Source organism: Amycolatopsis sp. NBC_01480, from assembly GCF_036227205.1.
Lineage (GTDB): Bacteria > Actinomycetota > Actinomycetes > Mycobacteriales > Pseudonocardiaceae > Amycolatopsis.
Map to the genome: position 1 here is coordinate 1 of NZ_CP109443.1, position 12,470 is coordinate 12,470.

Below are 12,470 nucleotides of genomic sequence, written 5' to 3' on the forward strand. Positions count from 1 at the left end.
TTGCAACTGTTTCATTCATTTGGTAACGAATGAAAGAAATGAAATTAAACTAACTCAGTTGCGAGTGCGCCGATCGTTCTGCGGACATGCGAAAGCCCCCTCCGCCGTGACCGGGCAGAGGGGGGGCTCCTGAGCTGGGACTACGTGGCGCGGCGGCCGGTCAGCCGCCGGTGTCGGGGCGCTCGCGGTACTGCTCGCCGCAGACCCCGCAGGTGATCGGGCCGAGCGCGAGCTTCGACGGCGCGATGCGGAACGGCCGGGCCGCCGAGCCGGTGCAGCCGCACACCGCCACGACGTTGTTTCGCCCGCGGCCGCTCGGCGCCGGCGGCGCCTCGGGGACGACGTACCGGCTCGACGCGACGCGCAGGGCGGCCAGCTCGGCGTCGTAGACCTTGACCGTTTTCGGGGTCGGCTGGGTCTGGGACCAGCCCCAGTGCTCGCTCTCGGTCGTAGTCAGGCCGAGCTCGTCGGCCAGCGGCTTGAACCGGGTGTTGTGGTATCGGCCGTTGTTGCTGGTCACGGAGATGCCTCGGGCGGCGGCCAGGGCGTGCACGGCTTCGTGCAACACCGCGGCGAACAGCTCGAACCACTCGCCCGCGAGCTCGTCGACGATCGTCAGCTCCCCGGACCAGGTGCCGCCGTGCAGGTGCGAGACGCCCGCGGTCCTGCCCCGCCGGCCGCTGGTTCCCCACGTGATCGACACGTCGGGGACCTCGTCGTGCAGCCGCCGGATCGTCCGCCACAGGGCGGCCAGCGCGTCGAGCAGCTGCTGGCGGCCCTCGGGGATCGCTACGGTCTCGGTGCTGCTCATCGGTCCTGCTCTCCCTCGTGCTCCTGCTGCGGTGGATCATCTCTCGGTCGGCGGTTGCCCGCCCACAGGGGCGGGGCCACCGTGTCGGCGGTCCCGCCGGGACCTGCACAAACGCGTCCGTCAGGGGCGCAGTTCGCGCTCGGCGGGGTCGTACTCGTGGTCCGCCCGGATCACGAACTCGCTGGGGCCGGTCCGGATCGCCCAGCAGTGCTCGCCCTCGTAGGTGAACTGCACGGCCGTGGCGGACGGCTGCGCGTCCATCGCCGCGACGGCGGCGGCGTCGACCTCCCGGTCAGCCTCGGTTTCGCGCTTGAGCATCCAGGCGTCGTAGGCGGCGTCCGGGTCGTACTCGTCCGCCTCGGCCTGCGCGTCTCCTGCTTCAGCCATGACATGATCCTTTCAGTTCTGGGGCTCGGACCTGCGGAAACGCGTCCGTCAGAACGGCGGCTCGTCCGGGAACGACGTCGGCGCCGGCGCGCTGCCCCATTGGTCGGGGCTCGCGGCCGCCGAGCTCGCGCCGCCCCCGCCGGAGCGGCTGACCTTGTTGACCTTCGCCGTGGCGTACTTGAGCGAGGGGCCGATCTCGTCCACCTCCAGCTCGACCACGGTGCGCTTCTCGCCCTCCTTGGTCTCGAACGACCGCTGCTTGAGCCTGCCCTGCACGACCACGTGCGACCCGCGGGTCAGGGACTCGGCCACGTTCTCGGCGGCCTGGCGCCAGATGTTGCAGCGCAGGAACAGCGCCTCGCCGTCCTTCCACTCCCCCGACGCCTTGTCCAGCGTGCGCGGGGTGGACGCCACGGTGAAGTTCGCGACGGCCGCGCCGGACGGGGTGAACCTCAGCTCGGGCTCGGCGGTCAAATTGCCTACCACGCTGATTACGGTGTCGCCTGCCATGTCGATCTCTCCTCGGATTTCCGTTGTGCTGCTTGGGTTTCCGGGGTGACGGTGGTCGCCCGCCCGCCGGAGCCGTAGGCTTCCGGCTGGACGGGCCAGGTATCAACTGGCCCGTCCGCCACCTCGTGTGCTGCTCTACTGCGTTGCGCCGCATCCGTCCTTGACGCACACCCACTTGCCGTTGACGCGGACGAAGTAATGTCCGTCGCCGTTCGCGGGGTCGCAGTGCATGACGCTCACCTCCCCCCGAATTCGCGTTCCGGCTCGGGGTCCTCCTGCTCGGCCGTGCGGCCGGGCTCGGCCTGCCTGCGGGCGTTGCGGGCCTCGTTGATCTCGTCCTGCTGCCGGGTCACGGTGTCGTGGAACGCCCACGCCGGTTCGGCGGTCACGGCCGGGCCTCCCGCTCGGGCTCGACCTCGGCGGCCTTCCTGCTCACGGCTCGGGGATCTGGCGGACCCGGCTGGCCAGGAAGGCGCCGGGAGCGTCGGCGGACAGGGCGTACTCGCGGTCGCTGCGCGTGATCTGGCCCAGCACCGCGGCCGGGTCCTCGCCGGTCTCGCTGCAGCGCTTGCTCAGCACGGTCGACAGCGCGCCGGCGCCCTCGGCGTCGGCCAGGAACCGGACGTCCTCGGGCGCGTAGACGGTGGCCAGGGCCTGCTTGAACCGCTCGGCCCACGGGATCACCCGCGCCGGCGGCTGCTCGGCCGCCATCCGGTCCTCCTGCTCGGCCATGAACTGCTCGACCAGCTGCGCCGCCAGCTCGGGCCGCTCGGCCTTCAGTCCCGCCAGGAACCGCGGCAGCGCCTCGGCGAACGTCCGGCTGAACGTCGCCGCGTACTGCGCCTGCGTGAGCTCACGCCCGGCGTTCACCTCGTCGACCAGCTCCATGACCTCCCCCGACAGCGCGTCGATCACGTCGGTGGCGGTCGCGTGCTCCGGCAGTTTCATCGTGATTTTCCTTTCCTCGCAACGGTTTTACGGGTGGGGGCGGGGGCCAGATCGGCCGACCCCCGCCGGGGCGGTCAGTAGTCGTACTCGGGGTCGGCGAACAGCCGGATGGCCATCAGCAGGCCCGCGCGGAAGTCGTCGGTGACCTCGTCCTCGTTGGCCTCGAAGCGCTTGAGTGCGGCCTGCAGTCGGGCCTCGCGCAGGGTCGGGAACTCGCGCAGCGCCTCCACGATCGACTCGTCGGGGGTCATCCCGCTGTAGGTCTGCCGGTCGGTGGCCTTGATCAGGTGGTCCTCGATGCCCATGGCGACGTACTTGCGCGTCTCGTTGACGGCCGCCGTCTTGATCTCCTCGGCCAGGCCCGCCATCTGCTCCACCAGGTCCGACACGCTCGCGGTCCGCTTCGCCATTTTCGTCTCCCTCGCTCTTGGTGTACCTTCAGTCTACACGTTTTAACTCTTAAGAGTCAAGGCATTTCCGCAGGTCCGGGCACTTTTTTCGCGCGCCGGCAGGTGCCCCTCCCCCTCTCCGCAGCGGTGTCGGGGTCCGGCGGCGGAGCCCCGGCGGGTTCGGGCTGGCCCCGTCCGGCCGCCCGCGGCCGGTGCTTGAAACCAGGCGAGGGCGGGCAGGAGCCGGGGCTCCTGCTGGTTCCTCTCGTTGCGGCGTACCCGAAGGGCTTGCACGGCGTGGGTGGGTCGGAGGTCGTCCGGACGGGTGGACTCGGCGCGCTTTTTGCCGGGTTCACCTGTCCGGATGTGCCGGAGGCCCGCCCACGCCGTGCTGGGCTTGCCTGCGCCGTGACGAGAGGGGCCAGCAGTCCCGGCTCCAGCCCGCCTCGCCCACCCACACGAGGTGCACCGCCTCCGCGGACTGGCGGACCACCTTCTCGCGCTCGTTCTTCGACGCCACCGGCGCCGGTATCCGCGCCAGGCCCCGCGGCTCGCAGCCGCCGCGCCAGCGGACCGCCAGGTCCACGTTCGTGCTGGTCCTGGCGCTGCTCGGGCACCTGGACCGCCCGGCCGCGCCTCGCTCGACGACCGGGCCCGGTGCGACGTCGAGAGGTTTCTGTCCCGCGAAGCGGGTCCGCTCGATCATGTGGCGCACCGGGCCCGCTGGCGTCGACCACGACAACTCGGTCCGGACCAGTACCGGAACCGCCGAATCACCCGACGCCGTATAACGATCTATACGGCGTCGCGACGATCATGCTGCGCCCAATTCCCCTTGAACCGCAAGGGAAGTCCGGGGGCTTCCCCCTGTCCTCCACAGTGGATCTCTGCGTCCTAAATGGACAGTCAGGGGTGCGGCGGTCAGGGTCTTCTCATCGCTGGTCCAGCTGGTGCTGGCGCTGAAGCGCTCAGCGGCTCCAGTGATCCGGGCGCGGTGGTTGAGCCAGGTCAGCCAGGCGCGGCGTTCCGTGCGGTGCATGGCCCCCAGGCGGGCCTGGCACAGCTCGACGCGGGCAGCCTGCTGGACCTCGGAAAGCTGGTCCCACCAGGTGCGTTGCACGTGCAAGCTCCGCAGGGTCCGGGCGGCCGGGTGCTGGGAGTCGGCGAACTGCTCCCCCGTCGCCTTCGTGTGCTCGACCAGCTGGCAGCGCAGCCGCCACAACCGCCGTTCCCGGCTGTGCCGGGAACGCAGCTCGGCCGGGTCGGCGAGCCCGCGCTGGGCTGGGGGGGTGGTGTACCACCTAGTGGGGGAAGTTTCCCGCAACTTCTCGATCCGACCAGCGGCTGCGGGCCCTGGAAGCCAGGCGTCACAGTCGTTCGCACCGTCTCCGTAGGAGCGTGCGCGGTAAAGGATGCCGCGCTCAGCGGCGAAATCACGGGCTCGCCGGACCGTCTTCGTGTCGGTGTGCGCGGCCTCGGCCCACGAACGCACCGACAGGGAGCCCTCCCGGCGCACGATCTGCTCGGCCAGGACGTCAAGCACGGCGTCCAGGCTGCGGGCGAACTGCGGCCGCCGTCCGGTCAGGGCGACCTCGTGCGCGGCGGCCTGGCGCAACGCTTCGCTGATCAGGGCCTGTTCATGCTGGTCCGCGGCCTTCTGCTCGTCGGTGCGCGGCGGCAGCGACACGGCCGCGCGGCGGGTCTTCTTCCGCCGGCGGCGCGTCCGGCCGTTCTCGGCGATCGCCTTGTGCCAGTACTCGCGGCGCCAACACTCGAGCCCGAGGTGGCGGCCGCGCTGCGGGCTGGCGCGGGCGAAACGGCGCCACGCCTCGGCCTCGGTGACGTGTTCCTCGGCGGCCGCGATGGTCACCGCGACGCACCAGAGCCACCGGCGCCAGTTCGCCTCGCCCATCTCGGCGGCCTTCGTCTCGGGCTGGTTCGCCTCGGCCCACGCGCGACCCGGTCCCCACCCGGCCCGCGCCCACGCGCATGCGTCGCCGAACTCGCCCTCGGAGCGGCTGTCCGCCACTGCCCGGCCCGACCTCGACTTACGGCGGCGGTCGGTGCGCGAGCCTGGGACCTGCGGCTTTGAGTCCCGGCGCCGCTTGGCGCGGGGCTGCTCGGGAAGGTCGGCGGCCTGCAGCGTCGAGCTGAGGATCGGGCAGGGCAGGCCCAGCCGGTGCGGTGCGCCGAGCAAGCGCAGGCTCTTGCGGACGGTCGCCGGGACGCCGTGGTGGTCGGCCTGCTCGCCGGCCAGCTGGCGGAACTGGCCCAGCAGCTGATCGGGCAGCACCGCGACGACGTGGCGGCCGCCGGGTCGGCCGGATGCCCGGACGATGACCGGGCATCCGTGGTCCTCGCACCAGGTGCGCAGCGCGTCGGCGACGGCCTCCCCGGCCTCGGGCTCGGCGACGACGTCGGCGGGGTCGACGTCGACACACCAGGCGTCTCCGGCGAGCGTGCCCACGATCGTCACGACGTCGGTTTCGTGCTCCAGCTTGGCGCGCGCGAGCTCGATACTGGCGACGCTGCGGACGCTGCGGTTATCGGCCCGGACCAGCACGAACGGGCCGATGAACAGGCGCTCGTCGAGCTCGGCGACCTCGACCGGGCTGGACAGAACGGGTGATGTGATCGGCGCGACGCCTTCGGCCTGCGTGTCGTGGGCAGGCAAAGGGGTACCGCGCCGGGGCTCCTTTGGTATGGTTGGCTCCAGCTTGAGCAGGACACCACAAAGCCCGTGACCTCCCCCTTCAAAGCGAGATCGGGACCAGTGGTGAAAAATCGAATATTCAGTTAGTGGTACTGCGGCAAACGTCCTTCAGAGTTCGCACCTCTTGAGGGCGTTTTCGCATGTCTAGGCCATTTTCAGGCCGTCCTCCTTCTTCTGCTCGCCGATCTACGAGCTAGGCGCTCTCGGCGAGCGTCGGCTGGCTGGGGTTTGCAAGCTCGCGGGTGATCCACTGCTCGAAGAGATCAACGGGCCGAATCTTGCGGGCTTTGCAGTAGGCCACCAAGTCGTTCTTCAGCTCCGACTTGACCGGGAGTTTGATCTCAGCATCGCGGTTTGTGCGCGGCCTGCCGGGTCCTCGTCCTGTAGCCATGCGCATGTTCTATCGGTAAGCGCGTGGGTGGGTGTGGTCGACACGCCGTGATCAACCGGGTTTTTCGGGCCGGAATATCCTCCTGGGGAAACCGTCCACTCCAGGACGTCAGACTCGCCACACGCGTGTCGGGATTCCGGCGAGCTCGGCCCATCCGGCACAGTGGGTCGCGCCTCGGCTGCGGTCACGGATGAAGGCGAGACATAGGTCCGGACCTGCGGAAACCATGGCCAGGTTCCGGATCTGCCCCGCGCGCGGGCAGATCGAGCGGCCTCGACGGACCCGGCGGTGTCCGGGCGGGCAGCTGCGGCCGCACGAACCGGTCCAGTCGGCGGGCCACTGCTCGACGTCACCACCCCAGTGGGTCCAGCACGCTTCGGCGAGTGTGTCGGCGCCGGCGGCGCAGCCGACCAGCAGGACGTTCTTCGGGTGCCAGACCGCGGTCAGGGCGTCGCGGACGGTCGCGGTGTCGGTCCATGTTCGGGAGCCGGTAATGAGGATGCGCACGGCGTGGCCCTCCTGCCTGCTGGTTCGGCACTGACCGGGCCTCCCCTGACCCGATACGAAGCCGCCGAAGCCGTGCGAGGGTGCTGCTCCTGGGTGCCGAAGGGGCATCGCGTAGCGACGGTTCCCGGTGGGTGCAGGGGCCCGGCGGGGTTCGCCCTGGACGGCGCGCTCGCGCGGTGGATACTCGCGGCTCGGGTCAGGGGTTGTTCTTCGGTGGACACGGCGATGCCCCGGGCCGCGAAGCGGTTCCCGGGGCATTCCTGCTGGTCCTGGCCGGTTTCGACATCCCGCCGGGAGGACGGCCGAGCTGCTGGACGGGTCAGCACGCTCGACGGCGGGCGTCGATCCTCGGTATCTCCACCACGACCCTGATGGGTCCCCCCAAGGCGGAACAGGAAGGTGGTTGGGCGAAGTGGGCCACCATCCCGGCGGCGGCGTGGACCGAATTTGCACTCCGCCGCCCAGTCAGGGTAGCCCGTTTGGCCCAAGCTTCGCTTGCGCAGAAAAAGGTGCCCGGCCTGCGTGGCAAGCAGGCCGGGCACCGGTCCGATCGACGTCGAGCGGTATAGGTCGTTATACGGCTCGCTGGGGTTCGGGCTCGGTGTCGTCGCGTTGAGCCCGAGGTTTCGGCACCGGCGTCTCGGCGCTGGGGACGAACAGGTCGAGCTGGCCGCCGATCGGCGCGTGCAGGTCGACGGTGTTCTCGCGCTGGGCCCCGCGACGCTGGGTCTTGCGGCTCACGCCGTCACCGCCTCGGCGAAGGCGCCGCTCAGCTCGTCGGCCGACTCAACGACGGGCAGCACGGCCCGGGTCGCGGCGGGCACATCGGCCGGGACCAGCGCGGATGCGGCCGCCAATGCCTCGGCGACGTTGGCTCGGGTGGCCGTTGCGACCATCCGGCCGCCCGGGAGCTCGATCACGGCGACGTACCCGCCGGCGGCGCTCATGACGCCTGCTCTTCGAGTACAGCGATCGGCTCGACGTCCTCGCGGACCGCGGCGGCCTGCAGCGGTGCGGGCAGCTCGGCGAGACGGGCACGCTCGACCTGGCGGGCACGCTGCGCGAGGTGGTCGCGCACCTCGACCGCGCGGTCATGTGCCCGGTACATCCGGCCGAACGCCAGGCCGAGCGGCACGGCCGCCAGGCCAGCGGCGATCGGGAGGACCTCCACTCCGATGGCGACCAGGGAGCCGCCGAGCAGGAGATTCGGCGCGTCGATCAGTGCGGAATAGGCGGTCGACTTCCATACTGCCCTTGCTGGGATACTGGACACGGATTCGTCCCTTTCGTAGACGGTGAGTGGACGGTCCCGCCCCGGTCAGCGCTCTAATCGCCGCCCGGGGCACCTTCTGATCATACGTGCTAGCAACTATGCTAGCAACGTTGCTAGCATATAAGTTGCCAACAGGTTTAGGATCAGTGCTTGTGATGGAGCCAATAACAGAGATAGCAAGCTCTCTGGTAATCGCAGTGGTCAACCAGAAGGGCGGCACGGGCAAGACGACGTCGACCATCAACCTGGGCGTTGCCCTTCGGTCGTTCGGCATCCGAACGCTGGTTATCGACATGGACCAGCAGGCGAACGCGACCTCTGGGCTCGGCATCGATAGCGGAACCGCGGCGCGCACGATCTACGAAGTGCTGCACCGCGACCCGGCCGTGCGGTGCTCGCTGATGGACGCGGTCGTCGAGACGCCGTACGGCGTCATGGTCGTTCCGGGCTCGGAAGCGCTGATCGAGATCGAGCAGGGCGCGGACGATCCCGGCCGGGAGTACCGGCTTAAGAAGGCGATCGCGCGGCTTGACATGCCGCACGTGGTGCTGCTCGACTGCCCGCCTTCCCTCGGCCGTTGCACCACCATGTCCTTGATCGCAGCCCAGGTTGCGGTCGCCCCGGTTAAGCCAGGCCCCGACGAGCTCGAAGCGCTCGCGAGACTGGAGGGGACGATCGAGAAGCTGGTGGCCAACGAAGTCAACGAGTACCTGGTACTCGGCGGCGTACTTGCCGTGGAGTACTCCGGCAGTAGCGAGCTGCACAAGGACATCCGTAAGAGGCTGAGCAGGCGATACGGCAAGCGGTATCTCGGCGAGGTGTCGAAGACGGTGCGAGTCGGCGAGGCGAAGGCACGGAAGCGCCCGCTGGTGATCGAGTTCCCGGACTCGACGGCGGCGCAGGACTACATGGCCATCGGCCGAGGAATCGCTTCGAGGATCGCGTCATGACCAAAGACAAGGGCCTTCCCGACGACGTCGACCCGTTCGCGCGCCGCGCTGCGGCCGCCGGATCGTTCCTGCCGCCGCCTCCTCCGCCGGATGACAAAGAAGCTCCGGACCAGCAGGAATCCCCTTCCGACTCTGCTAGCAACAATGCTAGCAACTCTGCTAGCATTGGGGCAGGCAAGGGTAAGGAGGGGACTTCGGTGTCGACGACTATGGAGGAGACGGTGGCCACGCCACCCCCGCCTCCGACGAAAGAGCCGATTGGACGCACGCAGATGAACGCACGCGTGCTGACGGACCGGTTCAAGCTGCTGAAGAAGTACCAGCACAAGCACGGCGCCACGATGCAAGCGGTCGTCGACCAGATGCTCGACGAGTACTTGATCAACCGCGGGCTGCTGCCCCGCGTTGACGACTTCCAGCAATAAAAGAAGCCCCGGGTGGTGTAGGGCACCAGCCGGGGCGATGGACACAGATTGGAACCGACTATGTCCGAGACCAATGGTACGGCCTTGCCTACCAGCACGAACGGCACCAATGGGGGGACGGCGATGCTGAAGCGCAACGGCTTCGCGAAGCTGCTGCCGCTCGCGGCCGAGACCAGGGCGAAGACGGGGGAGCGGCCCGTCGAGCCGCCCGCCGCGCCGAGCTCGCCGGCGGCGAAGCCGTCGAAGCTCCCGAAGGCCGCGAAGCTCTCGGCGGCCGAGCAGGTCGAGCGGGACCTGGCCGACGCGCAGCTGCAGGTCCACAAGGACCGGAGCATGGTCGAGCTGCAGGCCGACACCGCACGGCTGGACAAGCTCTCGCCGGGCGAGCGGAAGGCGGAGCGGAAGCAGGCGGAGAAGCTGCGCGCGGCCGAGAGGAAGCTGCAGCTGCTCCAGAAGTCCACCGATGTCAGCCAGCGGACCAGCGCGTTCAAGGCTGAGGCGAAGATGGCGGGCGACGCGCAGAGTGAGCAGGTGTGGCAGGCGCGGGCGAAGGCGCGGCGTGTCCGGCTGATGGATCCGACGTCGCGGCTGGCCACGATCTACCGGTCGCAGCTGGCGACGTCGACGGTGCTGATGCTGCTCGCGGCGATCGGCATCGTGTGGTGCTCGGTGACGGTGGGGCAGTCGCTCGGCGGCGGGCTCTCGTACACGATCGAGCCGCTGTTCTCCGTGCCGCTGCTGGTGATCATGGCGCTGCACGCCCTGGCCGCGCAGAACCGCACCACGTTCCTGGAGGACATCCAGGCGTGGAAGGTGCGCGCGGTCGAGATCGCGCTGTTCGCGATCACGATCGGCCTGCAGGTCTCGGCGGTGCTGCCCAAGCTGGCGTCCGCGGGAGCGAACAGCGCGACGCTGCTGATCACGCACCTGTTCCCGCCCGCGCTGATCGTGCTCGCGGTGACGCTGCAGCCGATGGCCTCGGCGTTCATGTCGCGGCTGCTGACCACGGTGTACATCGAGGCCGGGGTGGACACGAAGCGCCTCGGGTCCGATGAGGTCAACCTGCTGCAGCGGGTGAAGACGATCAACACGCTGTGGGTCGCCGGACAGCTTCGCTCGGCGAACCCGGAAGACCCGGCCGACAAGTCCGCGGGTCCCTCGGTGAAGGCCGTGCAGGACGTGCTCGGCATCCGCAAGGAAGCCGTGCAGGCCGGTGTCGACGGCTGGTGGCAGATGTACGGACCTGCGGAAACGCACCGGCCGTAGCCTGACCAGCAGGACGAACAAGAGCCCCCGGGACTTCGGTCCCGGGGGCTTTGTCGTGGGGGAGGGCGGCTACTTCGTCCGGCGCTCGACCACGACGTTCGACGGCGTGCTGCCGCCGAGCACCGCGCGGATCTGCTCGGCAGCGACGCCGTAGCAGAGCGCGGACGTCCCGGGCACGGTCCGGGACATGTGCGGGCTGATGATCACCCCGGGGCTGGTCCAGAGCGGGTGATCGGCCGGAAGTGGCTCGGGGTCGGTGACGTCGAGCGCGGCCCGCAGCCGTTCGGCCTTGAGCTCGGCGACCAGCGCGTCCGTGTCGACGATCCGGCCGCGCGCGGCGTTGACCAGCAGGGCGCCGTCCGGCATGGCGGCCAGGAACGTGTCGTCCACCAGGCCCTCGGTCTCGGGTGTGAGCGGCGCGAGGATCACCACGACGTCGTGCTCGGGGAGCAGGGCGGGCAGCTCGTCGGCGGTGTGGACGCCGGCGCGGGCGTTGCGGACCACCAGCGTGGCCTCGGCCTCGAAGGCGGGCAGCCTCCTGGCGACGGCCATCCCGATGGCGCCGGCGCCCACGATCAGGACGCGCTTGCCCGCGAGCGTGTCCGCGTCGACCTTGCGGTGCGCCCACGTGCCGCGGTCCTGGTAGCGCACCAGCGCGGGCCACTGCCGGTACAGCGCGAGGATCGCCGAGAGCACCCATTCCGAGACGGGCCCGGCGACGGCCCCGCGGGCGGTCGCGAGCAGGACGTCGGCGGGGACGTCGCCGGACCACTCGTCGGCTCCGGCGGTGAGTAGCTGGACAAGCTGCAGGTCCGGGAGCTGCGCCAGCAGGGGAATCGGGCGGTGGCTACCGCGGTAGGGCGGAATGAGAACACCCGCCGAGCGGTGCTCGGCGGGCAGTTCCGGCGCGGCCGGGGCGTAGCGCACAACCTCGACGCCGTCGACGTCGGCGAGCAGCTGGGCGCCCACCTCGTCGTCGTGCTCCTGGCTGACAAGAACCTGCATTCGGGCCCTTTCTCGTGGCCCGCCGGTTCATCGGTGGGCGTGCACTCCCCACCGTTCCAGCACCTGCTCGGTCTGCTTGTGCAGGGGCGGGTCCTGGATCGAGTTGTTCAGGATGACGTGCTGGGCCATGGCCGGGGTGTACGTCATGTCCAGCCCGGCGACGTAGGCGTCCCAATTCTCGAGCTTGTAGTCGTCGCGGGCGGCGCCGCGCCGGCGGAGGTAGGTCCGCATGCTCTCCTCGTCGCAGCGCACCCACAGGCCCCGGACCTGCGCGGAGTGCGCGCTGAAGTCCGCGATGAACCGCTGGCACCACGCCGGGTCCTTCAGCTCCTTGGTGAACGGCGCCGTCACGATGACGCTGTTGCCGCAGGCGACGTTCTCCAACGCGACCTCGCGCAGCGACTCGTACTCGGCCGGGCGGATCTTGGTCAGGTAGGTCTCGCTCTCGCGGTCGCGCGGGTCCAGGCCGAGCGAGCGCAGCATCGACTCGACGACCGGCCGGGTGATCGAGTCCTTGTCGAGCATCGCCCACCCGGTCGCGCGGGCGATGATCCGGCCGGTCTCGGTCTTGCCGGACCCGGCGTAGCCGCCGACGACGATCACCATCGGCTCCGGACGGCGGCTCCCGCCGCGTTCGTGCTGGTCCGGGCCCGGGTAGTTCACCAGGCGGCCCGCGCGGTCGCGGTTGATGACCAGTCCCTCGTCGGCCAGCTGCGCCATGGCGCGGGTGATCGTGGCGACGGAGGTCTTCCACTCGTCGGCGAGCACGCGCGTGGTGGGCAGCTGCTCCTGGTGCCGGTACTTCCCGGCCTCGATGTCGGTGCGGAAGGCGCGCGCGACCTCCAGGACGCTGCTGCCTCGCTGCAGATCTCCGGGTCCGGTCACGGCACTCTCC

Annotated in this window: 18 protein-coding genes; 3 read left to right on the forward strand and 15 right to left on the reverse strand. The window is 69.9% G+C overall.

Annotation, left to right across the window (positions count from 1 at the left end; genetic code table 11):
- Window positions 1-160 precede the first annotated feature (160 nt).
- The 13 genes from OG371_RS47020 to OG371_RS47080 form a co-directional block, all read right to left on the reverse strand.
- Window positions 161-811, reverse strand: coding sequence for a hypothetical protein (locus OG371_RS47020; RefSeq protein WP_329073501.1), 651 nt, complete (start codon window positions 809-811; stop codon window positions 161-163).
- Window positions 812-931: 120 nt separating this feature from the next.
- On the reverse strand, window positions 932-1,198 hold the full coding sequence (locus OG371_RS47025; RefSeq protein ID WP_329073502.1) for a hypothetical protein: 267 nt from the start codon (window positions 1,196-1,198) through the stop codon (window positions 932-934).
- 48 nt (window positions 1,199-1,246) lie between these two features.
- Window positions 1,247-1,708 (reverse strand): single-stranded DNA-binding protein, encoded by a 462-nt coding sequence (locus OG371_RS47030; protein ID WP_329073503.1) that lies wholly within the window; start codon window positions 1,706-1,708, stop codon window positions 1,247-1,249.
- A 236-nt stretch (window positions 1,709-1,944) separates the two neighbouring features.
- The gene (locus OG371_RS47035) at window positions 1,945-2,097 is read right to left on the reverse strand and encodes a hypothetical protein (RefSeq protein ID WP_329073504.1); all 153 of its coding nucleotides are present in this window, start codon (window positions 2,095-2,097) and stop codon (window positions 1,945-1,947) included.
- 43 nt (window positions 2,098-2,140) lie between these two features.
- Complete coding sequence (locus OG371_RS47040; RefSeq protein ID WP_329073505.1) at window positions 2,141-2,656, reverse strand: hypothetical protein; 516 nt, start codon at window positions 2,654-2,656, stop codon at window positions 2,141-2,143.
- A gap of 74 nt (window positions 2,657-2,730) precedes the next feature.
- A complete protein-coding gene (locus tag OG371_RS47045; RefSeq protein WP_329073506.1) occupies window positions 2,731-3,066 on the reverse strand; it encodes a hypothetical protein in 336 nt (111 codons plus the stop codon).
- A 331-nt stretch (window positions 3,067-3,397) separates the two neighbouring features.
- The gene (locus OG371_RS47050; protein WP_329073507.1) at window positions 3,398-3,751 is read right to left on the reverse strand and encodes a hypothetical protein; all 354 of its coding nucleotides are present in this window, start codon (window positions 3,749-3,751) and stop codon (window positions 3,398-3,400) included.
- A 108-nt stretch (window positions 3,752-3,859) separates the two neighbouring features.
- Window positions 3,860-5,719 carry a hypothetical protein gene (locus tag OG371_RS47055; protein ID WP_329073508.1) on the reverse strand — a complete coding sequence of 620 codons (1,860 nt, stop codon included), beginning with the start codon at window positions 5,717-5,719 and terminating at the stop codon, window positions 3,860-3,862.
- A 232-nt stretch (window positions 5,720-5,951) separates the two neighbouring features.
- Window positions 5,952-6,149: a RepB family protein gene (locus OG371_RS47060; protein ID WP_329073509.1), complete on the reverse strand. Its 198-nt coding sequence runs from the start codon at window positions 6,147-6,149 to the stop codon at window positions 5,952-5,954.
- Between the two features lie 108 nt (window positions 6,150-6,257).
- Window positions 6,258-6,656, reverse strand: coding sequence for an SLOG family protein (locus OG371_RS47065; protein ID WP_329073510.1), 399 nt, complete (start codon window positions 6,654-6,656; stop codon window positions 6,258-6,260).
- Window positions 6,657-7,229: 573 nt separating this feature from the next.
- Window positions 7,230-7,397: a hypothetical protein gene (locus OG371_RS47070; RefSeq protein WP_329073511.1), complete on the reverse strand. Its 168-nt coding sequence runs from the start codon at window positions 7,395-7,397 to the stop codon at window positions 7,230-7,232.
- Window positions 7,394-7,603, reverse strand: coding sequence for a hypothetical protein (locus tag OG371_RS47075; RefSeq protein WP_329073512.1), 210 nt, complete (start codon window positions 7,601-7,603; stop codon window positions 7,394-7,396). The genes OG371_RS47070 and OG371_RS47075 overlap by 4 nt, the downstream gene beginning before the upstream one ends.
- A complete protein-coding gene (locus tag OG371_RS47080; RefSeq protein WP_329073513.1) occupies window positions 7,600-7,929 on the reverse strand; it encodes a hypothetical protein in 330 nt (109 codons plus the stop codon). Before OG371_RS47080 ends, OG371_RS47075 begins: the two co-directional genes overlap by 4 nt.
- Before the next feature lie 197 nt (window positions 7,930-8,126).
- Here OG371_RS47080 and OG371_RS47085 point away from each other — a divergent pair, with 197 nt between their 5' ends.
- The 3 genes from OG371_RS47085 (at window position 8,127) to OG371_RS47095 (ending at window position 10,570) form a co-directional block, all read left to right on the forward strand.
- Window positions 8,127-8,879 (forward strand): ParA family protein, encoded by a 753-nt coding sequence (locus tag OG371_RS47085; protein ID WP_329073514.1) that lies wholly within the window; start codon window positions 8,127-8,129, stop codon window positions 8,877-8,879.
- Entirely contained in the window at window positions 8,876-9,304 is a 429-nt protein-coding gene (locus tag OG371_RS47090; protein ID WP_329073515.1) for a hypothetical protein, read from the forward strand. The genes OG371_RS47085 and OG371_RS47090 overlap by 4 nt, the downstream gene beginning before the upstream one ends.
- 84 nt (window positions 9,305-9,388) lie before the next feature.
- Window positions 9,389-10,570, forward strand: coding sequence for a hypothetical protein (locus OG371_RS47095; RefSeq protein ID WP_329073516.1), 1,182 nt, complete (start codon window positions 9,389-9,391; stop codon window positions 10,568-10,570).
- Window positions 10,571-10,639: 69 nt separating this feature from the next.
- Here OG371_RS47095 and OG371_RS47100 read toward each other — a convergent pair whose 3' ends face one another.
- On the reverse strand, window positions 10,640-11,575 hold the full coding sequence (locus OG371_RS47100; protein WP_329073518.1) for an NAD(P)-dependent oxidoreductase: 936 nt from the start codon (window positions 11,573-11,575) through the stop codon (window positions 10,640-10,642).
- A gap of 27 nt (window positions 11,576-11,602) precedes the next feature.
- Window positions 11,603-12,460 carry an AAA family ATPase gene (locus OG371_RS47105; protein WP_329073520.1) on the reverse strand — a complete coding sequence of 286 codons (858 nt, stop codon included), beginning with the start codon at window positions 12,458-12,460 and terminating at the stop codon, window positions 11,603-11,605.
- Window positions 12,461-12,470 lie beyond the last annotated feature (10 nt).

What these genes read in the sequence shown, in the direction of transcription:
- OG371_RS47075 (WP_329073512.1), bottom strand. Translation starts at nt 7,603, where the DNA reads ATGAGCGCCGCCGGCGGGTACGTCGCCGTGATCGAGCTCCCGGGCGGC.
- OG371_RS47020 (WP_329073501.1), bottom strand. Translation starts at nt 811, where the DNA reads ATGAGCAGCACCGAGACCGTAGCGATCCCCGAGGGCCGCCAGCAGCTG.
- OG371_RS47060 (WP_329073509.1), bottom strand. Translation starts at nt 6,149, where the DNA reads ATGGCTACAGGACGAGGACCCGGCAGGCCGCGCACAAACCGCGATGCT.
- OG371_RS47090 (WP_329073515.1), top strand. Translation starts at nt 8,876, where the DNA reads ATGACCAAAGACAAGGGCCTTCCCGACGACGTCGACCCGTTCGCGCGC.
- OG371_RS47045 (WP_329073506.1), bottom strand. Translation starts at nt 3,066, where the DNA reads ATGGCGAAGCGGACCGCGAGCGTGTCGGACCTGGTGGAGCAGATGGCG.
- OG371_RS47050 (WP_329073507.1), bottom strand. Translation starts at nt 3,751, where the DNA reads ATGATCGAGCGGACCCGCTTCGCGGGACAGAAACCTCTCGACGTCGCA.
- OG371_RS47030 (WP_329073503.1), bottom strand. Translation starts at nt 1,708, where the DNA reads ATGGCAGGCGACACCGTAATCAGCGTGGTAGGCAATTTGACCGCCGAG.
- OG371_RS47100 (WP_329073518.1), bottom strand. Translation starts at nt 11,575, where the DNA reads ATGCAGGTTCTTGTCAGCCAGGAGCACGACGACGAGGTGGGCGCCCAG.
- OG371_RS47040 (WP_329073505.1), bottom strand. Translation starts at nt 2,656, where the DNA reads ATGAAACTGCCGGAGCACGCGACCGCCACCGACGTGATCGACGCGCTG.
- OG371_RS47025 (WP_329073502.1), bottom strand. Translation starts at nt 1,198, where the DNA reads ATGGCTGAAGCAGGAGACGCGCAGGCCGAGGCGGACGAGTACGACCCG.